Source organism: Candidatus Vampirococcus lugosii, from assembly GCF_018420025.1.
Taxonomy (GTDB): Bacteria; Patescibacteriota; Gracilibacteria; order Absconditabacterales; family Absconditicoccaceae; genus Vampirococcus; species Vampirococcus lugosii.
In genome coordinates, this window is record NZ_JAEDAM010000100.1 from 1 (window position 1) to 23,442 (window position 23,442).

The 23,442-nt window shown below is 21.3% G+C and carries 21 protein-coding genes; 17 read left to right on the forward strand and 4 right to left on the reverse strand.

The genetic code is table 25. The annotated features are described in order from the left end of the window. Nucleotides 1-575 precede the first annotated feature (575 nt). The 6 genes from VAMP_RS05330 (at nt 576) to ftsZ (ending at nt 6,549) form a co-directional block, all read left to right on the forward strand. A complete protein-coding gene (locus VAMP_RS05330; RefSeq protein WP_213349906.1) occupies nt 576-1,370 on the forward strand; it encodes a sugar phosphate isomerase/epimerase family protein in 795 nt (264 codons plus the stop codon). 27 nt (nt 1,371-1,397) lie between these two features. Beyond that, complete coding sequence (gene uppS / locus VAMP_RS05335) at nt 1,398-2,114, forward strand: polyprenyl diphosphate synthase (RefSeq protein WP_213349907.1); 717 nt, start codon at nt 1,398-1,400, stop codon at nt 2,112-2,114. A 28-nt stretch (nt 2,115-2,142) separates the two neighbouring features. After that, entirely contained in the window at nt 2,143-3,273 is a 1,131-nt protein-coding gene (dnaN, locus tag VAMP_RS05340) for a DNA polymerase III subunit beta (protein ID WP_213349908.1), read from the forward strand. A 23-nt stretch (nt 3,274-3,296) separates the two neighbouring features. Continuing rightward, nucleotides 3,297-3,935, forward strand: coding sequence for a prepilin-type N-terminal cleavage/methylation domain-containing protein (locus VAMP_RS05345; protein WP_213349909.1), 639 nt, complete (start codon nt 3,297-3,299; stop codon nt 3,933-3,935). Nucleotides 3,936-4,056: 121 nt separating this feature from the next. Further along, nucleotides 4,057-5,241, forward strand: coding sequence for a cell division protein FtsA (ftsA, locus tag VAMP_RS05350; protein ID WP_213349910.1), 1,185 nt, complete (start codon nt 4,057-4,059; stop codon nt 5,239-5,241). Between the two features lie 72 nt (nt 5,242-5,313). After that, entirely contained in the window at nt 5,314-6,549 is a 1,236-nt protein-coding gene (gene ftsZ / locus VAMP_RS05355) for a cell division protein FtsZ (protein WP_244831666.1), read from the forward strand. 272 nt (nt 6,550-6,821) lie between these two features. Here the strand turns inward: ftsZ and VAMP_RS05360 are convergent, their stop codons facing one another. Further along, complete coding sequence (locus VAMP_RS05360) at nt 6,822-7,979, reverse strand: hypothetical protein (protein WP_213349911.1); 1,158 nt, start codon at nt 7,977-7,979, stop codon at nt 6,822-6,824. Between the two features lie 178 nt (nt 7,980-8,157). On the opposite strand from VAMP_RS05360, the gene VAMP_RS05365 reads away from it, so the two are divergent. Further along, entirely contained in the window at nt 8,158-9,303 is a 1,146-nt protein-coding gene (locus VAMP_RS05365; RefSeq protein ID WP_213349912.1) for a DUF697 domain-containing protein, read from the forward strand. Between the two features lie 132 nt (nt 9,304-9,435). On the opposite strand, the gene VAMP_RS05370 is transcribed toward VAMP_RS05365, so the two are convergent. Together VAMP_RS05370 and VAMP_RS05375 are read right to left on the reverse strand one after the other, a co-directional pair. Next, the gene (locus VAMP_RS05370; RefSeq protein WP_213349913.1) at nt 9,436-9,963 is read right to left on the reverse strand and encodes a LemA family protein; all 528 of its coding nucleotides are present in this window, start codon (nt 9,961-9,963) and stop codon (nt 9,436-9,438) included. A 21-nt stretch (nt 9,964-9,984) separates the two neighbouring features. Next, the gene (locus tag VAMP_RS05375) at nt 9,985-11,148 is read right to left on the reverse strand and encodes a DUF3137 domain-containing protein (RefSeq protein ID WP_213349914.1); all 1,164 of its coding nucleotides are present in this window, start codon (nt 11,146-11,148) and stop codon (nt 9,985-9,987) included. Between the two features lie 93 nt (nt 11,149-11,241). On the opposite strand from VAMP_RS05375, the gene VAMP_RS05380 reads away from it, so the two are divergent. Genes VAMP_RS05380 through VAMP_RS05410 form a run of 7 tightly spaced genes read left to right on the forward strand, consistent with a single transcriptional unit; the run spans nt 11,242 to nt 16,162 of the window. After that, complete coding sequence (locus tag VAMP_RS05380) at nt 11,242-11,790, forward strand: hypothetical protein (RefSeq protein ID WP_213349915.1); 549 nt, start codon at nt 11,242-11,244, stop codon at nt 11,788-11,790. After that, entirely contained in the window at nt 11,777-12,490 is a 714-nt protein-coding gene (locus VAMP_RS05385; RefSeq protein WP_213349916.1) for a hypothetical protein, read from the forward strand. The genes VAMP_RS05380 and VAMP_RS05385 overlap by 14 nt, the downstream gene beginning before the upstream one ends. A 10-nt stretch (nt 12,491-12,500) precedes the next feature. Further along, the gene (locus VAMP_RS05390) at nt 12,501-13,592 is read left to right on the forward strand and encodes a type II secretion system F family protein (protein WP_213349917.1); all 1,092 of its coding nucleotides are present in this window, start codon (nt 12,501-12,503) and stop codon (nt 13,590-13,592) included. Nucleotides 13,593-13,610: 18 nt separating this feature from the next. Beyond that, a complete protein-coding gene (locus VAMP_RS05395) occupies nt 13,611-14,144 on the forward strand; it encodes a prepilin-type N-terminal cleavage/methylation domain-containing protein (protein WP_213349918.1) in 534 nt (177 codons plus the stop codon). Between the two features lie 29 nt (nt 14,145-14,173). Beyond that, complete coding sequence (locus VAMP_RS05400; RefSeq protein WP_213349919.1) at nt 14,174-14,743, forward strand: type IV pilus modification PilV family protein; 570 nt, start codon at nt 14,174-14,176, stop codon at nt 14,741-14,743. 27 nt (nt 14,744-14,770) lie between these two features. Further along, entirely contained in the window at nt 14,771-15,343 is a 573-nt protein-coding gene (locus VAMP_RS05405; protein ID WP_213349920.1) for a type II secretion system protein, read from the forward strand. Between the two features lie 24 nt (nt 15,344-15,367). After that, a complete protein-coding gene (locus tag VAMP_RS05410; protein WP_213349921.1) occupies nt 15,368-16,162 on the forward strand; it encodes a hypothetical protein in 795 nt (264 codons plus the stop codon). Here VAMP_RS05410 and VAMP_RS05415 read toward each other — a convergent pair whose 3' ends face one another. Further along, nucleotides 16,163-17,080 carry an alanine--tRNA ligase gene (locus tag VAMP_RS05415; RefSeq protein ID WP_213349922.1) on the reverse strand — a complete coding sequence of 306 codons (918 nt, stop codon included), beginning with the start codon at nt 17,078-17,080 and terminating at the stop codon, nt 16,163-16,165. Between the two features lie 163 nt (nt 17,081-17,243). Between VAMP_RS05415 and VAMP_RS05420 the strand changes: the two genes are divergently transcribed. The 3 genes from VAMP_RS05420 to VAMP_RS05430 are packed head-to-tail and all read left to right on the forward strand — an operon-like array spanning nt 17,244 to nt 23,376. Further along, nucleotides 17,244-19,670, forward strand: coding sequence for a type IV secretion system protein (locus VAMP_RS05420; protein ID WP_213349923.1), 2,427 nt, complete (start codon nt 17,244-17,246; stop codon nt 19,668-19,670). Nucleotides 19,671-19,711: 41 nt separating this feature from the next. Continuing rightward, entirely contained in the window at nt 19,712-21,562 is a 1,851-nt protein-coding gene (locus VAMP_RS05425; RefSeq protein ID WP_213349924.1) for a hypothetical protein, read from the forward strand. A 29-nt stretch (nt 21,563-21,591) separates the two neighbouring features. After that, nucleotides 21,592-23,376, forward strand: coding sequence for a hypothetical protein (locus VAMP_RS05430; RefSeq protein ID WP_213349925.1), 1,785 nt, complete (start codon nt 21,592-21,594; stop codon nt 23,374-23,376). The last annotated feature ends 66 nt before the right edge of the window (nt 23,377-23,442 follow it).

Genomic DNA, 23,442 nt, shown 5'->3' on the forward strand with positions numbered 1-23,442 from the left:
TATAATTTTATATGTGTTGAAAAAGACGACTTTAGAACAGGTGGAAAGTTTTTTGAATGGCAGAAAAGAAATTATCGTCCAGAAATAATTAATCAATAATATTATCTATAGATAATAAAGAAATTTTGTTTTTATAAAATTGAGAGATTTAGTGATTTAAATTACTTTATTTCTCAATTTTTTGTTTAAAAATTATGAAAATATTCAAAATGTAAAATCTTTTTTGAATTTTCAGATAAATATGAAATACTTTATAATTGGAATTCTATTAATAATTCTAATATTTTTTCCAATTTTTTTGTATCTTTATTTTTTAATCTCATCTTTGTAAACTATAATACTTTGTCTTGTAATGAAAAATATTATTGTATTTACTCTTGAAATTATACTTTTTGATTATTTTTTGTAAATCTTTTTTTGATTATTTTATTTGCTAAATAATTTTTTTTCTTTTATTTTTTGGTTGATATATTTGAAATTGGTCTTCTATTAAATAAAAAAATTATTAGTCTTGAAAAAATATAAAAATTCTTTATTATTAGTTTTGATTTATTTTATTGTTTTTATATTTTATTATGAGTTCTAAAAAAAAAGCTGGATTATTATTAAGTACTGATAGTCTTTCTTGATATTGACTTGATTTAATATTTCAAACTGCTAGTAATGTAGGTTTTGATTGAATAGATTTGGCTATGTGGAAAAATTTTGATAGTTGGAGTTATTCGTATGTTAAAAAACTTTCAGAAAATCATAATATACCTGTTAAGTGTATTCAACTTTCAGAGAATGTTAATTCTAGAGAAATGAATCAAGCAGTTGATATAGCTAAATATTTGTCAATTAATACTATATCTATAAATGCACCTAAAATAACTAATTTTAAATCATATAAGTTTATAGTTAATAATATTTGAGCATACAAAAGACATAATCCAGATATTAAGTTTTGTATGATAAACCCACCAAAAAGTAATTTATTTATACTTCCAGTTTATACTTATAATTTTACTAGTATTGTAGAAATATTTAAAAAGTATAAAATGTTTTTATGATTAGATATTGTTAATTTGGATGAAACAATACTTGAAACAAATTTTTTGAGAAAAATGGCAAATTTTATACCATATATATGAATTGTTTATGTTTCAGATAAAACTAAAACATGAGTTTGACATGCTCCTCTTTGACAATGAACTTTAAAATTAGAATCAATTTTTAAAAAGTTTAAGCAAAATGAATATTATGGTGATTTTAGTTTAAAATTAAATTTGGATAAATTAGTATTGTCTGATATAGAAAAAGTTGAACAAGTTCTAAAAAAATCTAGACTTTTTTATAAAGATAATTATATTGATTTAGTTATTGATTAGTATTTTATATATTTTAATTTATAAGTTATGAGCTCGCCAAGACATATATGATTTATTCCTGATTGAAATAGAACTTGGGCAAAATCAAAATGAATTCATAAATTCTTTTGACATTTGGAGTGATTTAATAATGTTATATCTTTGGTAAAATATGTTTTTGCAAATACGGATGTTGAAGTTTTTAGTGTTTGGTGATTGAGTACTGAAAACTCTTTATCAAGAAATGAAGACGAATTAGAATACCTTTTTAAATTATATGAAAAAATTCCTTCTGAACTTGATGATTTTTTGCAAGAAAATAAGATAAATTTTAAATTAGTTTGAAATAGAGATTGATTACCTTGATATCTTACAGATTTTTTTGTAGAAAAAGAAAAAAAATTTAACTTTTCTTGATCAAATAAAACTTTTGTGTTGGCGGTAAATTATTGATGAAGGGATGAAATAATAAGATGAGTTAAATCTCTTATTAGTGATAATGTTAATTGTTGAAATTTAGTTTCTAAACTTGATTCTGATTTGCTTTCAAAATATCTTGATTTTTCTGATTTACCTTTGATTGATTTAGTTATTAGAACTAAATGAAATAAGGCAAAAAGATCTTCTTGATTTATGTTGTGGTGGATATGATATGCAGAATTATATTTTTCTGATAAGTTGTGTCCAGATTTTACAAGTGAAGATTTGGAACAAGTTCTTGAATGGTTTTGCGATATTCAAAAAGATAGAAATTTTTGAAAATAATTTAATTATATAAAATAATATATTAATAATGAACTTCTCTATAAAAAATAATGATTTGAATGATGTTTTGGATTTATGTATGAAATTTATTTCCAAAAGTTCAACTTTACCTATATTGGAAAATATTTGTATTGAGGCTTGAGAAGATGGAGTTGTTTTTAAAGCAACGGATATGGAAAAATATATTAGTTTTAAATTACCTGTTGATGTGCTTACTGAAGGTTCGCTTACTGTTAATTGAAAAATATTTTTGGATATTATAAGAAATATTGAATCGGATGTTGTAAATTTTAATAAAGATGATAGAAATGAAATATTGTATTTGAATTCAAATGAAGATAAATTTGAAATAAATTGAATAGCATCATCAGAATATATAGCTTCACCCAAAATTGATTTGGATGAAAGTATTAGTTTATCTGCAAAAAATTTTGTTAATTGAATATCAAAAGTTACTTATTCTGTTACAGAGAGAAATTTCTCTCCTATATTGACATGATTACTAATTAGATCTACTGAAGATTGACTTGCATTTGTTTGAACTGATTCTTTTAGACTTGCAGAATATAATATTCCTGTGAATTTAAATAAGTATTTTGATATTATTGTTCCTAAATTAAATATTATTGAAATTCAAAAAGTTTTAGATTTTTTTATCTCCAAATGATGAGATGATTTTGAATTAAATTTTTCAAATAATTTAATTTCTTTTAAATTAAAAACTGATGAATTTAGTATATATTTAACTTCTATTTTGATACAATGAAATTTTCCAAATTATAAAAATGAAAATATTATGCCTACTAATTCAAATACTGATTTTGAAGTTCCCAAAAATGAACTTGAAAAAGCAATAAGAAAAATATCTATTTTTACTAGAGATATTAATAATTTTATTGATTTGTCTATTTCTTCATCTTGAAATATTTTTATAGAATCTGGACAAACTGATAAAGGTAATGCAAAAACTTCTATTAATACAAAAATAAATTGAGATGATGTTTATTTTGGTGTTAGTTGAAAATATATTCAAGATTTTTTGAAAAATATAGATTCGGATACTGTTATTGTTAGGATTGTTGATAATCAAAATCCTATTGTTTTTAAAGATAGTCAAGATAATAATTTGACTTATATTGTCAGACCACTGGTTAAGTAAGTTTATATAATAATTTAAATATTATGAAAATAAATAATAAATGATTTACTCTTGTTGAACTTATGATAGTTCTTTCTATAATATGAGTTCTTTTTGGTGTTTTTTCTAGATTATTAAGTTTTGAAAATAGAGATTATATTAGATGAGAGTGATGTGTTAATCATGTTTATTGAGAAATAAAAAATTATTTTGATAATGCATCAACATGAAAATGAATATATACATGATGAAATGATTTAGAATTCCCTAGTTTATATTCAGTACAATTTAATACTTGAGATAATAAAGTGTTATTTAAATATGATACTGTTAGTTCAACAGGTCAAGACTATAAAGAAATTTTGCTTTCTTGAACTTGAAGAGATTCCAATTTTTGTTTTGATGAAAATGCATGATATCATATTAATATAGATAAAGTGAATTTGGATAAAATTGCTATGAATAAATTATTACAATCGGATGTAAAGACTTCTCCATTTACATTACATGAAACTAATGATAGTATTGTTACTTGACATGTTGAATTTGTTTTTGAAAAATGAGATTTTAAAAGAATAATAAGTAAGATAGAATTTGATAAAAGGGTTAGTAGAATTTATCATAATAAATGTGTTCATCGGTGAGATGATTATGAAACTTGTGAAACTTGGTCAGATAATTAATTATTTTTATATGATTACTATATTATATCATATTAAAATTATTATAAATTGACTTTAACTTATCTTTATTTATATATTAGTTTAGATTTATATCTAAACTTTTATTTTACTTAAAATAATAATGAAAGATATCAGATTAATTATTGATATTTGAAATTGATATCTAAAAGGTATCGTAGTTTGAAATGAAGATTGAAAAAATATTCTTTTGGCTAGAGATTCTTTAAAAACTAAATGAATGAGAAAATGAAGAATTCTAGATGTAGATGATTTTGTTTATTCTATAAGATCTCTTTTGGATAGTTTTGAAAAAAAACTATGATGAGATTATTTTGATGATGTTACTATTTGAGTTTCTCATCCTGAAATGAAAATCAAAAGATTATCTGAACAAAAAAGAATAGTTTGAGATAAAATATTGCAAGAGGATGTAGATCATTTATCTAGTTTAGTTGATGATACTAGTTGAATTCAAAATTATGAAACTATAAAAATAATGCCTGTGAAGTGGGTGATAGATGATGAAACGAAATTAAAAGACCCTCTAGGCATGGAATGAAGAAAACTTGAAATTGTGGCAGACGTTTTTATGATACCAAAAAACTATTACAATAGTTTATTAGATGTTTGTGAAAAGCTTGAATTAGATTTGTCTGATGTTGTTCCTAATATATTATGATCTGCTGAAGTTGCATTGGATTTTGATTCCAAAGATTTATGAACATTGCTTTTGGATATTTGAGCTAATCAAACTAGTTATGTTATTTATGAAGATGGTTATCCTGTACATTATGGGGTAGTTCCTATTGGTTGAGAAGATGTAACAAAAGATATATCTATTTGAATGCAAGTTGATATTAAAGAAGCTGAAAAAATGAAATTAGAAGTTTGAGATATCTATATGGATGATGATATTCCTGAACAAAGTGATAACAGTATAGATACATCTTTTTTGTCTGATATAATAGCTGCTAGGTATGAGGAAATATTTGATTACATAAATAAAGATCTTATAGATTTATGAAAAGATGCGAGATTGCCTTGATGAATTAATATGATTTGATGAGCATCAAAACAAAAAAATTTGGATAAACTTGCAAAATTTCAATTTAAATTAGCTACTTCAAGTTGAAGAGATAATTTTACATGATTTTGAGAAGTTTCCAATAATTTATCTTATATAAGTTGTTTATGAGTTTTTTATTGGGGGATGAAATATCCTTGATCTTTTTCCAAATGATTGGGTATGTGAATGTGATTCTCTTGGTTGGGAAAGATATTTAAATATATAAAAGATATGTTCTAATTATATCTTAAAAATAAAAAAAATAAAAAAAATATTATTAAAAATTTACTTAATTAAAAAAAATAATATATTATGAATATGCAAGAATTTGTTCCAGATTTTGTTCCTTGAGCTAGAATTAAAGTAGTTTGAGTTGGTTGAGGTTGAGCTAATACTGTAAATAGAATGATAGAAGATTGAATGCATTGAGTAGAATTTATTACTGTAAATACTGATGCACAGGCTTTATCTAGTAGTTTAGCTGATAAAAAAATTAATATTTGATTAAATATTACTAGATGATTGTGAGCTTGAGCTAATCCAGAAGTTGGTAGGAAATCTGCTGAAGAAAATATTGATGAAATAAAAAAAATTTTACAAGATACTGATATGATTTTTGTTACTGCTTGAATGTGATGATGAACTTGAACTTGAGCAGGTCCAGTAATAGCACAAGCAGCAAAAGAAATGTGAATTTTGACAGTTTGAGTTGTTACTAAACCTTTTACTTTTGAGTGAAGAAAAAGATTTGATAATGCAAATGAAGGCTTAGAAAAAATTAAAGCATCGGTTGATACATTGATAGTAATTCCTAATGATAAAATTTTTAATATTATAGATAAAAAAACTACTTTTAAACAAGCTTTTTCTATGGTTGATAAAGTTTTATTGTTGTGAGTTCAATGAATATCTGATTTAATAATTAAACCTTGAGATATTAATATAGATTTTGCAGATATAAGAGTTATTATGGAAAATTCTGGTACTGCTTTATTATGAATTTGATATTGAGATTGAGAAAATAGGGCAGTGGATGCAGCTAGGAGAGCAGTTGATAATCCTTTGTTGGAAGCAAATTTGGAATGAGCTGAAAATATTATATTTGCAGTTACATGATGAGATGATTTAACTCCTGTAGAAGTGCAAGAAGCATCTAGGGTAGTTGAAGAAATAGCAAATCCAGAAGCAAATATTATTTGGTGAATGACTTTTGATGAAGGTTTTGAATGAGAAGTAAAAGTTACAATTGTAGCAACTTGATTTCCAGAATCTACTCAAGAAAGTATGATAAGATGAGCAAAACAGTCTAATGTAGGTATGAGAAGAACTAGATGAGATGATTTTGTAGCAAAAGCTATATGATGAATGTGATGAGAAAAATCTAATTCTACAAAACAAAATTATTCTAATTCTAATAATTATTCTAATTCTAATAATTATTCTAATTCTAATAATTATGATTCTTGACAATCTTGATATAATCAAAACAATAAATCATCTAATGATATAGAAACTCCTGCTTTTTTGAGAAAAAAATTATGAAAATAAATTTTATTTCAAAATAATAAATATTGTGATAGCTAAATATAAGTAATATTTGGTACATAGATAATTTTTATGTATAATTAAGATTATAAAGTAATAGATTATCTTGAAGAAAATCTATAAATGAATAGATAAAAAATTATTGAAAATAAAAATAGATTTATGTACTACATAAATCTATTTTTATTTTCTTGCAAATTCTTGTCTAAATCAATGATTTAGAAATTTTGTTCTACAAAGATGAGATATAACTATAAAATTGAGTTATAGTTTTTTTATTTATCAAAATCTGATATTTTATTAATTTTATTTTGAAAATCTAAAATTTTATTATTCATTAAGTAGAAATCTATACATCATTTCAAAAAAGAATTTGTATCATCTCAAAAATTTAAAATATCTTTTTTTAAATTTAACATAACATAAATTTCATTATTTTTTATAAAAAATTTAAATTCTTTATCATTAAATAATTTTATTAATTCTTCTATAATTTCAAATAATTGAGTTTTCTCAAATTTTTCTCTATGATATGTATCATCTATTAAAATATTATATTTTTCTTCTAATTTTAAATTATATATTTTATATTTTAAATATATATATAATATTAAAATATTAAGTGAAACCCAAAAAATAACACTATTAATATTTAATATTAATTCATTATAATTCATACTTGTAATATAAAATATTGTACCTAATAAAAGTATTGCAAAAAATATTGGAAATAAAATTTGTAAAATCATAAATAAAATACCTTTTGAAGTAATTTTTTTAATTATTTTTATTCATTCAGAATAATTATAATCTATTTTTTTATCAAAAATCATTTTTCGTATATATAGTTTATCAACAGTTATTAAATTAGGTCAATTATCTGAATCATTAACATTTTTTGTTTCCAATTCAATTCATTTTATTTTTGAATTTTTATCAATATCATATTCCAATGAATTTCAAAAAAATCAAATTGTTGTATAATCTCTTATGAGATTAGTTTTATTTTTTACTTCATCTATACTTTCATCAAAAAAATTATCAGAAAAATTAAATTTAATTCATTTAAGCATAAATTCTAAAAAAAATACAAACATATAATTTTCCTCATCAATTATTTTTTTTTCATCATCTTTGAGACTTCAAGATTTTAAAATAATATAAAAAAATAAAATAAAAAAAGTAATAATTCAGATTAGTGATGTAAATTTAAATTCAAGCTGAGATAAAACTAAAATAGATACTCCCCATAATAGAAAAATATAAAGAACTAATTTCCCAAAAATATTACTTTTTTGTTTATATTTATTTTTATTTTTATTAAAATCTAAAATATTTGTTTCATTTTCAAAAAATGAATAAATTTTATTAATTTCTTCTTCTGTTATCTTGGAATTATAAATTTCTTTAATATTCTTTTTTATATTTAACATATTTTAATTTTTAATATTAAATTATATTAAAATTATATTATATTAAAATTATATTATATTAAAATTATAATTTATTTCAAATTTATTGATATGAAAGTTAAAAAATATGAAAAAAAGTTTTGACTATAATCATAAAAAAATATATAATATATATATTTATATTTATATAAGAATAAATATGCAAGAAAAAATAGTAAAATATATTGAAGAAATAGAATGATATATTATTAAATTAGATTCTTTAAATTATGATGAAATAGTTAATTTATACTATATGATAATAAATAATTATGATATAGTAATAAAAATTTCATATGAAAATATTGCTAATTCAAAAGAATATGTTTATCTTAAATTAAGTAAATTAAATAATTTACTTTATGTTTTGCCATATTTTTATAAATATAGTGATTTTTCAAAATGACTTGAAGCTTTTAATTTGATTGATGATTTAAAAATAAATTGTATGTCTGAATTATCAAAATTAGATATAAATAATGAAAATAAAATAATAAAACTTTTGGATATAGCTTATCTGTATACTAAAGCTTGAAAAAAAATAATTGAGTTTAATAATGAAATACAAATAGTAGAACATATATATACATCAGCTATTAAAATTTTTGATCAAGCTATTTATATAGATGATAAAAGAAAAATTTCTTATTTAATAAAAATTTCTGCAACTGAACTTATGTGAAAAACTTCTGAATCTTTAAAAACTCATTATGATTTATTAAATAATGATTCGGATTTTATAGATGATTTTTCTGATAATTTAGATAAAAATGGTAATATAAAAATAAAAACTAAAGATTTAGATAATTTGATAAAAGATAATAAAATAATTGCAAAATCAAATAAAATTATTTTTCAATCTGCTAGTTTTTGAGCACTTATAACTATTCATCCTTTTCCTATACCTATGTTAGATTATTTTTTGATTGTTAGTATTCAAATAAATATGCTTGTTAGAATATGAAAATTATATTGAATAAAATTAAACAAAAAAATGGCAAAAGAAATTTTAGTTCAATTATCTTGAACAATGTGATTTTTATATTTTAGAAATCATATAATTATATTTTTAACAAAATTATGAATTCCAATATTTTGAGGTTATATAATAATTCCATTTGTTTTTGCTTTTATATATTGAATGTGAAAAGTTTTTGATGCATATTATTATTATCAATATAATAATATTGAATTAAATTCAAATGAAATTAAACAATTATTTACAGAAAATAAAAACTGGGCTTGGAATTTTGCAAAACAACAAAAGAATTTTATCATTAAAGAATGAAGAAAACAAAAATTATAGAAAATATTATTAATTGTATTACTTTGTTGCTATAAAGCTTAAAATATATATATGAAATATATTGTTTGTAATTAGATTATGAAAATTAAACTTATTTTTTATATTTAGTTTTCATAATTTTTTTAAGTTAATTTATTTTTCAAATTCAAAATATTTGTATTCTGGAATGTTTATTAAATTTGCTATTAAATTATATGGGAAAGTTTGTTTAGTAGTATTTAATATATTCAAATTTGAATTATATATTTTTTTTGATCAAGATAAATTTTCTTCTATTCTTGATATTTCGTTTTGTAATTTTAAAAAGTTTTCATTAGCTTTAATATCTGGATATTTTTCTATATTTGCAAAAATATTTTTAAGATTATAAGATAATTTTTTTTCTTGTTCTTGTCTTTTATTATCTAATGATGAAGTTTTTTTTATAAAATTTCTTGTATTAACTAATTCTGATAAAACATCTTTTTCATAATTTTGGTATTGATTTATTATTTTTACTAAATTAGGAATCAAATCAGCTCTTTTTTGTAAATTAATATCTATTAATCTATAGGAATTTTCTACAAAATTTTTGTATTTTATTATTTTATTATAGATAATAATAATTCATATTGATAATAATATAGTTATTAAAACTAATATATAAAAAAATAAGTTCATCAATTAAGTTTAATAATAAAATTAAATATAGTAATCAATATTTAAAACTTTGGGAATATTAAATATTTCTCTAGTTAATATATAAAAATCTACATAACATTTATATGTTGAATGTAAAAATAAATAATTTCATAAAGAGAAAAAATTATTATTTAAATGAATAATTACATATATTTGATTTTTTTCAAAAAAGAAATTAAATTTTTTGTTTGGAAATTTACTAACTAAATCTTTGATAGAATTTATTGTTCTACTATCCAAAAAATTTCTTACTTTAATCTGATCTTCAGCTCTAATATTAAATTTTTTTGTAAAATCAATATCTTCAAGTTCTACTTTTTTACCTTTTTTACTAGTCCAAAAAAATAAAAAAATAATTACAAAAAATGTAAAAGATAAAACGATAACCCAATAATTAATTTTAGTTTGAATAAAATTATATAATATAAAAACTGAAAAAATTAAAATAATTAATAAAAGTCAAATTTCTTTTGTCTCAAAAGAAAATTTATTAGTAATTTTAATTCGGTCAAAAATATCAGAATTTTCTCAAATTAATTCTATTTTTTGAACATAAACATGATCAGCTTTTCTCCGTTTTGTATTTCAATCTTTATCTTTGTATTTCTTCATAGTATAAATTTCAATTCAAGAGATATCAGCAATTTTAGTATCTCAATCAAAATATTCATAAGATAAAGAATTTGCAAATTTATCTATTTTGTCATAATAAGAAAGTAATCAAGTTTTGTCTTTTATTTCTTTTACTGTTTCATCAAAATATTTATCAGATAAACTAAATTTTGCTCAATCAAAAATTGATGCAACAAAATTAGAAAATATATTTTCTTCTATATTTTTATTTTTTGATAGAAAATTACTTTTAAAATCAAATTTTAAATAAAAAAGATAAAAAGATATTAAAATAATTAATATACTAAAAACATTATATAAATTAATTCATCATAAATTAATAATAAAAATAAAATTTAAAATTATTAAAAATATTATATAAATTATAAAATATATTTTATATTTTTGATAAGCATTTTTTTTATCTTTTAATAAAGATTGAAAATCTTCATTTTTTTTAAAAAAATTATAGATCTTGTCTAATTCATAATCTGAAATTAAATCTTTTTTGTTCTCTTTTTCATAATCTTTTTTTATTTTTTCTTTATCCATTTAATTAGAATTTATATAATAAAATTTGCTTTATAATAATTATTATATATAATATATATATGTAAGTTTTTAATTATTTTATTTAATATTTCAATGTCATTTAAATTAAAAATTTTAATAAGAAGTATAAAAAATGATATATGGAAACATATATTTTTTGTATTTTTTTTGTTGTTTTGTGTTTCTTGATGATTTTATATACATAATATATATATGAGTTCATTGTATGATAGTAAAATAGATGATCTTGAAATTACTATACAAGAAAATTTAAAAAAATATGAAAATTTAAGGCAGGAAGATAATTATATGAATTTTGAAATTGCACAACATATTCAAGAAAATAAAAATAAAATATCTTGGGTGAATAATATAGAATCTTTGGTTGAAATGTTTGATCGTGTTTCTTCTGTTTGAAGTAATAGTGATATTAGTTTGGAAAATTTTTTGGTAAATTATGATTCTATAAGAGTTAGATGATCAGTTCCGAGTTTGGAAACTGTTTATAATGATGATTGACTTTTGGATGAATTAAATTCTTTAGATTTTATAAATGAAATTTTGATTCCATCATATTCTCTTATGTGAGATAAATATGAATTTGATTTAACTTCTAAAATAAAATTAAATGAGTGAAGATAAAATAAATAAAGAAGATAAAAAAATAAAAAAACAAATTCAAGATACTAAATATAAAATTTGATTATTTATTATTATATTGTTATCTTTTATTTATTTTTGAGATTTTGAATCTTCTTTTACTGATTTAAATGTTTCAAAAGAAAATTTTGATTCAAAAATATCTGAAAATAAACAAATATTATCTGATATAAAAAATATTGAAAATAATATTGATACTGTATCTATTTTTACTGAAAAATCTAGCGAATTTGTTGATTGTATAAATGATGATGAATGTGTTTTAGATTCTGTTTTACAAGATTTATGAATAGAATTTTCAAAAGAAATATCTAATGATGTGATAAGAAATTTTTTTCTTTTAAGAAAACATGAATATGATAAAATGGATTATGATCAAGCTCTTATTTTAAAAAATATAAATGAATATTTACTTGATTTTCAATGATCTGATTTAAATATTGTTTCATTTTCCAATGTGGTAAAAAGTAATTCTCACGAAAATATGTATACTTTACCAATAACATTAAATATTACCGTAAAAAATTTAGATTGATTGATAGATTTTTTGAAAAATGTTGAAGAATCTGTCGGTGTTGAATATCCTGTCTTGTATGAAATAGAAGCAATAAATTATGATATAGTAAAAAGTGATGAAGAACAAAGTATATCTGTAAATTTATTAGCTTATTTTATAAAATAATTTTTTGTATATGTTTGATAATATTATAAAAAAATTTATTGAAAATAAATGAAAAAATAGATTTAATATTAAAGATAAAATATTTTTTTTTAGAGAATTAGCATATTTAATAAATTGATGAATTGTAATAACTGATTCTATTTTGATGATAAAAGAAAATTCTGAAAATATTGCTATTAAAAATCTTTGTTGAGAAATATATTCTTCTTTAAAAAAATGAGAACAATTTTCAAGAACAATATCAAGATTGCCGAAATATTTTAATGATGGTGATGCAAATATTATTAGATCATGAGAAGGTTCTGGTGAATTAGTTAGAGTTCTTAAATATTTAGCAAATGAATATGATTTTTTGTATGATATTAAAAATAAATATATTTGAGCTATGATTTATCCTGCTTTAATATTTTTTGTATCATTGATTGCAGTTTATATTATATTTACAGTCGTTTTACCTTGAATTTTGGTAATAGTACATGATTTTGATGATTTAGAATTACCTTTTGCTACTAAAGCATTGATTAATATTACTGATTTTTTTGTACAAAATAATATATCTATAATTATTGTATTAATTATGTCAATATTAGCTTTTTCTATATTTTTATGAATACAAGAATGAAAAAGATGGTTTGATAAACAAATATTTAAAATTCCTATTTTTGGAAATTTTACAAGGAAATATTTATTAGTAAAATATTTAAGATATAATAAATTATTGATAAGTTCTGGAATGTCTTATAAAGAGCTTTATTCTTCTCTAAAAAGATTATTTAATAATTATCAATATATTTCTATGATTAATGATATTCAAAAAAATATAAATATTTGACAAGATGTTTTGGAACCACTTAAAAATTATAGAAATATAATACCAGCAGATGTTTTTGTTTTATTAAAATCTTGACAAGAATCTGCAAATATGATTGAAGCTATAGATAATGCAATAGAGTTATATCAAGAAGAATTTAATAAAGATTTAAATAATTTAAGTAAAATTATAGAACCAATTTTGGTAGTTTTTGTATGATGAATTGTTGCATTTATTGCTTTATCAGTATTTTGAATAGTTTGATCTATATTAGATTCTGTAGCTTTATAATTAATAGTTATTTATTCTATGTTTTTTAATAAAAAAATAAATTATTGATTTACATTGATAGAAATTGTGTTAGTAATTATTATTATATCAATAATATTAATTTTTATAATATTTTATGGGTATTGACAAATAAAGACAACACAATTTAGAATTGATAAACAATCTCTTATTGATATTCATCAAAAAGTTCATAGTTCTACTTTGGGATCAAATATTTATTATTGAGAAAGATTTGATTATCTTAAATTAAAATTGGAAGATCAATCCGATAATATAAATTTATATATTTCTTGAGCAAATTCAAAAATGTTTTATGAAAGAACTAAACTTAATAATTCATATATATCTTGATTTAATTATTCTCAAAATTTAGAAGATGAAATTTATTTAAATATGAAAGCTTATGAATTGTCTTGTTCAATAGAATCTTGAGCCGATTTGTATACTTGATGAAATTTATATTTTGATTTAATATCAACTAATTGAGCTGAAAAATATTGTTTTGATATAAATCTTAGTTCTTGTAAAATTTTTGAATATAAATGTGATTAATTTAATACTTAAAATTTATTTTGTAAAAAATGAAAAAGTGATTAACTTTGATAGAAGTTATGTTTTCTATAGCTATATTTGGAGTATGAGCAGTTTATGTCTTATCTAGTTTGATAGATAATATTTCTTTTTTTGAAAGAACTAATTTGAGAAATGAAGCAACATTTCTTGCAAAAGAAGGAATAGAAATTGCTTACAATATAGTAGATAGTAATATAAATAGATGAATGGCTTGGAATTGTCTAGGTTATGATTCAAATTATAATTGTACAGAAAAAATATGAGATTCAAATAATTATTATAAATTTTCTATAGATAAAGATTGATATTTTAATACTTCTATTACTAATAAAGATTTTGATGATAATATTATTTATTATCATACTTGAACAAGTGATTTATTTTGGTACAATCACGATGATACTTGACAAGAAACTTATTTCTCTAGATATTTATATTTTACATGAGTTTATTCACAAGGAGATTCATGAATTATTGATAAAAATAAAATATTAAAAGTAAATTCTATTGTAGAATATAAAAAATGAGCTTTTACTTGAGAAGTAATTTTGGAAAGTTTTATTTGAAATGTTAGATAATTTAATTTTTTTGAAAAATTTAAAAATATGAATAAATGATTTACACTTATAGAAATAATGATATCCGTAGTTATATTATGATTACTTATTGTAATTATTTTTTCTGTTTATAATACAGTAGCTGAGTTATCTATAAGAATAGAAAATGAAAAAAATCTTTCAAATGAATTACTTTTTGTTTCACAAAATATTCAATGATTTGCAGATAGTTTAAGTTTAGATTTTAGTAAATATTCTGATTTAGATACTACTAAATGATTTACTTGAAGCTTGTATTTTACTTGAAATGATTTTGTAAATATTTATTTAACATGAGATACTTCGTCAGATATTGATAATATAAGAAATAGTAAATCTTGGATAGAAATGAATAAAAATTGAGAGATAATGAAACTTACTGATCCAAATAAAATTTATATAAGAAATTTAAATTTTAAAATAATTCCTTTTGATGAGATAAGATGATTAGATTTTGATAAAATATATAATCAATGATTTTGGATTTTTGTAGAAGCTTATACAAATAATTATTCAAAATATTCAAGTGTTTATGATATTTCTTCAAATGTTCAAGCTTTTTTTAATGTAAGACAATATTAAATTTTAATAAATCAAATAATTAAAATGAATAATAGATGAAATATGTTAATTATTGTAATATTTGTTATGATTATTACCTCTCTTTTTGGTATATTGACAACTAGATATGTAAATAGTATAATACAATATGGTTCTGCTTTCCATAATTATTACAAGGCATATTATTTGGCAAATGCTCCATTGCAATTACAACTTTTGAAACAAAAAAATCGTTGACTTGGATTTGAAGATAAAATTTTAACTTGATCCTCAACTTTTTCTAATAATTTTGATTGTGAAAATTGTTTTTTTGAATCAGAATTATTAGCAAGGAATTCAATAATTATAGATGAATCTGAGCATAATCTTTTTCCATCAGATTGTGATTTAGATAATTCTAATCATTTTGCTTTGGCAGGTTGAAAAGGTACTGTAATACCACTTTTTTGGGATCAAAATACTTGAGAAGGTTCTGTAAATTTAATTAATATAAAAAGACTTCCAAATCTTGGTGGTTTAAATATAAAAAAAACTTCAAGTGATACAAATAATTATGTAATTTGAATTATTGATGAAAAATTAAATTCTTCAAGTGTAGATGATATTAATTTTGTTAATACATTAAGTATTATTGATGAATCAATAAATAATTATTTAGTAATTGCAAATAATACTTGAAATGCATGAAAATCAAGGTTTTGTATTAATGACACCAATAATCTTCCAACTACTCATATTAATATTAATTCTTTATGAAAGTTTCAAAATACTTATGTCTCGTTGAGAGCTAAAAGATCAATTCAATTACCAGAATATTTGATATATTCAATAGTAGAATAGTTAAATTTGTTTAATTTTATGATCTTTACCTTGTATTATATTATTTGTTCATCATCATTTTAATCATTTTGATTTTGCAAATTCTTTTGCATTTATATTTTTTGTAAAAATAACAAAATTTCAATCATTATTATAAATAATAATATTTTCTCAATCAAAAACTTGTTTAGCAATATTTAATATATCTTTAAAATTTATTTTATTTAATTCTTCGTATTTTGAAATATTTATTATTTTATCAAATCATTCTTTTGATTCTCAATCTATATTTTCCAAAATAGATTTTACAATATTTTGTTTCATTGATTCATATTCTCATTTTATTTGTTCTAACTCTTTTTGTGATTTATTTAATTTTTCTATTATTTGTTTAGATGTACAATCAAGTTTATCAGATATATCTTGTAATAATTTATCTTGTTCTTTAATATAATTATATACTTTAGTTCAAGTATATGCAATAATTCTTCTTACTCAAGAAGATACAGCTTCTTGAGATATTATTTTAAATATTCATATTTGTGAAGTATTATCAACATGAGTTCATCAACATAATTCTATAGAAATAGTTTTTTTTTCTCAATTTCATATACTTATTACTCTTACTACATCTCAATATTTTTCTTCAAAAAATGCTTTTGCTCAAGCTTGCAAAGCTTGTTCCAAACTCATTTCTTTTTTATTGACTGATAATCATTCATATATAATATTATTTATATTCTCTTCTATTTGTTGTATTTCTTTATTTGATAAAGCTTTTTTGCAAGTAAAATCAAATCTTATATAATCATTATCTACAAGTGAACCTGCTTGTTTAGTATTCTTTATTATTTTATTTAATTCTCAATGAAGTAGGTGAGTGGCTGTATGTGCTCTCATATTTCAATTTCTTTTTTTTATATCAATTTTTAATTTCATAATAACTTATTAAAAATATAAAATTTATTAATTGAAATATAAATATATAATTTTATTAATCAAGATATTTTTAAGAGAAAATATAAAAATGTATTAAAATTTATTTGCAATATATACATTTTTTATATATAATTGAATTAATTATAATTTTAAAAAATAGAAAATGCAAATAAAAATAAAAATTATACTATCTTTTTTGTTATTGTTTTTGATATACTTTTTAAGTAAGGATTTTTTTATTTTAAATGTATATGCTCAATCTGCTGATACTTCTGATTGAGATATTTCTAGTATTGTTTCTATTTTGGAAGTAATAGTTCAATTTTTTTATATTATAATACGACCATTTATTTCTATAGCTTGAGCTAGTTTGTCAAATGAATTTGTTTATGGTAGTATATTCAATTTAGATTGAACATTATATATATTTTGGAATATGATGAAAAATTTTGCAAATTATATTATTGCATTTGTATTTTTGATTTCTATATTTTTTTATTTTATAAACTATAAACAAGACGGTTTCAATCCTAAATCATTAATACCAAAATTTTTGGTAGCTACTGTATGAATACAAGCAAGTTGGTTTTTGTTAGCTGCTTTGATAGATTTATCAACAGTTATGACTTATAGTATATGATGATTGCCTTTGACCGTTTTGGATAATTTTAAAGAAGATGAAGAAGCATTAATGTTGCCCGTTATGAGAATGGAAATGTGAGATCAATGATTATGATGAATTACAAAATCTGATAGAACATTATTTTATACAAATCCTTGAAATTCAGAAACATATGCAACTTGTGTTACCGATTGACAAGAAATTGATCGAGATTATTTAAATGAAAATTCATGATCTTTGCAAGAACAACTTGATCAATTTGATTGAAATTATAATCTTAATACTCAATGATGTGTTTTCTCAAATAGACTTTATTGACAAGGATGAGGTAATAATTGGAATGATGATAGAGATTGACTTATAGAAGCTTGAAATAATTTATGTGATCCAAGTGGTGATGATTGTTATTCAATTAAAGAATTTACTGATAGTGTTAAATGATTTTCTTGACCTTTGTATACACTTTTTGGAAGTTTATCAAATATTGCTGATTTATGAGTTTCTTGAGTTTGATGATGAGGTGGAGCAGAAGTTGGGGCATACAGTATTATAGCTATGATGAAAATAATTATTTTTTTAGCACTTATTATACCATTACTTACATTGACAATAGTATTGATAATAAGATGAGTTTTGATGTGGCTTATTATAGCTTTGGCACCATTATTAGTAGTTTCATGGACTTTTGGATTTAATATTAGTTGATCTTCAGATAAATATTCTATGTCGTCAGTTTTATCACTTATATTTTTACCAGTAATTGTAGCTTTTGCAGTAAGTATTAGTATTATATTCTTGACAGTATTAAATAATACATTAAAAGTATGAGATTTTCAATGATCTACTTGAGCATTAGCAGTATTATGATTAGAAAAAAATGTAGATGATGCATGAGAAGAAAAATGACAAGAAATTTGTTTTAAAATTCCATTGTGAGATGAGAAAGAAACAAATATTTGTTTTAATTCTCCTGAAAATGCAGTATGAATTTCTCCATTTTTGGATATACTTGGTTGGATAGTTGTTAATTTATTTGCTGTAGCTCTTATGTGGTCTATAATATTCGCTGCACTAAAATCAGCAAAATTGACTTCTTGAGTTGTTAATTGGGTTGATGGCATATCAAAAGAAGCATTCAAAACTGCTCCTGTTATTCCTACACCTTGGTGATCTCAAAGTATTTGAAGTCTTGGTAGAGTTTGAGAAAGTTTAAGTAAACAACCTTGACAAATAATAAGTAGACAATATGCAGAATCTTGAATACAAGATACTATGAGAACATTAGAATGAACTTTTTCTTGAACAAATTCTCAATGAATTCAGAATTTTAAAAATTCTGTTAAAAAACCATGATATGATTCATCTACATTTACTCAAACAGCTAGTTCAGCTATTTGAGCTTGACAACATATATGAGATATTCAAGAAGATGTTTTATCTGAATTGAAAGATAAAGATAAATCAGGTATGTTTAATTCAGCAAATTCTTTGACAGATATAGCACAAGATCCTGATATGAGAAGTCATTATAATTCAAATTATTGAAATATAGATAATTTATTATCCCAAACTAATCGTAGTGATGGTAAAACTTTATTAAGTGAACAAGAATTAAAAGAAGTTTATTTTAATTTGGAAAATAATATGATATCAAATTGATATGATAAAAAATTATCTATAGATTGAAATAGAATATATAAAAGTAAAGATTGAAGAAAATTTTATCATTTTTCTTGAGAAAATATGGATGTTAAATTAATATGAAATTTAGATTTAGATTATGTTGATAAATCAAAAGCAAATGAATTTATAAATAAAATATATAATATTGATGTTGATAATTATAAATCTAATTTAGAAAAATTATGATTTAAAATTTGAGATGATATAAGTATTAAAGGTGAAAAATATATAATACAAGATACATGATCTTGAATAAATTTTGAAAAAGAAGACCCTAGTTCTTAATAATTTAAAATAAAAAAATTTAAAATAAAAATTAAATAAATATGTTAAAAAATAATAAATCTTTTTTATTGATAATATTTGTAATATTCTTTTTGATGCCTTCATTTGTATTTGCATCTTGATGAGAGGATACAGATTTTTTGATTAAATTTTTGAATAGTTTAATATCTTTATTTAGTTGGTTTTGGATTATTCCATCTATTATTGCAGGTACTTTGATGACCAATGAGCTTGTATATGGTGAATTAATGTATTTGGATAAATATCTTTTTGAGATATGGAATATGTCCAAAAATTTTGCAAATTTTACTTTGTGATTTTTATTTTTATTTTTGGTTTTAAAATCGTTTTATAAATGAGAGCCTTGAAGTGTTGTCAAATCATATCTTCCCAAAATTACAGTAGCTTGAGTTTTGATTCAAATGAGTTGGTTTTTGGTAGCAGCTATTATAGATATTAGTATAGTTGCTATGTCAGCAGTTTCTACATTGCCAAATTATTTTGTAGATTCTACAGATGGTAAAGATAATGAATTGACAATTACTATGCCTGAGAAATGTGATTTTTTGAAAGCATTTAGTGATCCAAATAATGTTGATATTTGTACTTGAGAAATTGGTGATATCAAATTGAATGATATAAGTGCTAATGCATTGAATGCAAGTTGACCTTTACTATATTTTTGATTTACTGTATTAAAATTACAACAATTTTCAAATTCTGAAGTTACAAGCTGGGAAAATATAACGGCAGAATTTTTGATAAAATTATTTGTAGTATTAATGTTTACTATTCCTTTGATTGTTTTGATGGTAATAAATTTTATAAGATTGTTTTGGCTTTGGATGTTTATAGTTTTTTCTCCTTTTGTAGTATTGGATTCTATTTTTTCTAATGCAGTAAGTTCAAAAATGGAATGATCTGTAAAAAAATTAACTCTTTCAAATTTTATATGACTTGCTTTCCAGCCTGTAATTGTAATTGGTATGTTGTCTGTAATATTAATTTTTGTAGTATGACTTAATACTATATTTCAAATTGATGATAATCAAGCTCAATCTGAAGATCTTATAGAATCCTTGAAAGAAACTATGTGAGTTTTTAGTTCTGATAATGAATCTTGATGAATAATGTTGTGATGAGAAAATGGTTGACAAATTCTGGCTGCATGAGATATTATGAGTGATGTTTGAAATGTTTTGTGATGAGCTATATGATATTTAGTTTTGGCTATATTTGTGTCTTTTATGGTTTGGTCATTGGTTAAATTATCTTTCAAAACTTCTGAAATTACTTCATGAGTTTCTGATAGTATATTTAAATTTACTGAACAAACTATGAAAACAGTTCCAATACCAGGTACTAAAATTAGTTATTGAGCATTGGAAAGATGAAAAAGTAATTTAAGATGAGAAATATTCTGAATGACTCAAGCTCAACAAGCATCATGAATAGAATCTAAACTAGATAGTTTGTTTGGTAATAATTGATGATGAAGTGGGTGAGGTACTAGTTGATCAGTAAGTCCTGGTCCATCAATTAATAGTTTAGAAGAACAAAGTTTAAAAGTAAAGATACAAGATTGAAATGTACTTCAATCAAAGATATTCTGGAAAGAAATTATAAGATTATGAGAATCTTGAAAATCATTAAATCCTAATCAAGATAAAAGGTTAAAATCTATTATAGAACAACGAGCATTAGAATATGGAAAAAATCATTCTAATCTTAAGATATTAACTAATTGAAAAGTAGATCGGAATAATGAAAATTTTAAAAGATTAGTTAATTATATTATGGCGAATTCATGAGATGTGCCATGATGAGGTGATAGTAATTTATTGAGAGATAATCCTGATAGTAGTTCTATTGAATATTGATTAAAAAAATAATTAATTTTAATTAATTTATATATCAAAAAATGAAAAAAAGTAAAATTATTTTATTAATTGTATTAACATTAATATCAAGTTTATTCTTGAATAATTTTGCTTTTGCTTCAGAAACTATTAATTATCAAACTGCATTATCAGATAGAGTGGAGTCATGATTTTGAATGTTTGAAACAATATTAAATGGAGCTTATATAATTGTTTGGCCATTACTTTTGGTTGCTTGACAAGCTATGGATAATCAATTGATTTATGGATCTATAATTCATATAGATGTTCATTTGTGGAATATATGGAATATGTCCAAAAATTTTGCAAATTTTGCTTTATGATTTGTATTTTTAATATCAATATTTTTGTATATTTTAAATATTAAACAAGATAAATTTAATCCAAAAAAAATATTTCCCAAAATGCTAGTTTGAGTAGTATCTATACAAGCAAGTTGGTTTATAGTTTCTATTTTATTGGATATTTCTACTATAATTACTTATAGTGTATGAGCTATGCCTTTGAATATTATATCGGCAGATGCAACACTTGATAAAAAAATTCTTTTACAAAATAGTAATTTGGATTTGGAAAGTTTATGAAATTCTTTTGGTACTGGTGCTGAAAATCAAACTTGGTTTTCGGATTGAAATACTAATTATATAAATTGTACATTGGAAAATAAAGATTGAGATTATTATTTTTCTTGAACATTATTTGAAGATTCTATAAAAGATGCACAAAATAAATGAATAGATGTAAATGATTGAAAATGTATATTACAAATTATGTGAAATAGATTAGTTCCAGCTGATGATTCAATTCCTATATCTGAAACTATAAAAAAGATAGAAGAAGATTGAACATATTGACAAGATGATTGAATTAGTATGTCAGAAATAATAAATAGTGCTAATTGACTTACATGAATTTTTTATACTCTTATATGAAGTTTTTTGGGGACTTCTACTATTTCTACATCTGGTTCTTGAATTACAGGAGATACATGAACAGCTAGTTTGTGAGCTATTTTTGTTATGAAAATGATTATAGCTCTTGCAATGATTGTTCCTATTTTTGCATTGGTTATTGTGTTGATTATGAGAATATTTATTATGCGGGTTTTGATAGCATTTTCTCCAATATTAGCTTTTGTTTATTCTTTTGATTTGTGATTATCAAAAAAATTATGAAAATATTCACTTTGATGATTTTTATGGTTAATATTTTTACCAGCTTTTGTTGTGTTTGCATTAAGTATTTGATTTATTTTTATGACAATACTTACTGAAAGTATATGAAATGTTAATAAAGATAATCCATTATCTATTTCTGCATCTGATGTTGGGAATGATAAAAATAATTGTTGGGAATTGTGAGAATATTTTCCACAAATATGTTTTGGTTCGCCTGACGAAAATACTTCATGATTTTCAACATTTTTGGATTATTTTTCTTGGTTGATAGTTAATATTTTTGGTATTATAATACTTTGGAGTATGGTTTTTTCTGCTATTCAATCCTCAAAAATAACTTCTTGAATTGCCAAAAGTATTCAAAATTTTTCAAAAGATATGTTAAAAACTGCACCGATACTACCTGGTTGAAATAGTTATTGATCCGTTAAACAATGAATGTGAGAATTATCTACTATACCAAGATCAATAACATCAAAACAATATAATGAATGAGAAGTTTGATGATTTGCTAAATCTGTTCAAGGTTTAGTAGATAATAATAACAAAAAAACAAAAGATTGAGATCAAGATGATGATCAAGATGACGATAATCAAGATGAAAATAAAAATAATCCAAATCAATAAAAATTAGTTTAAAATAGATATAATTGAAATATAAAAGCTTATTTATGATTAAAAATTAAAAACTTA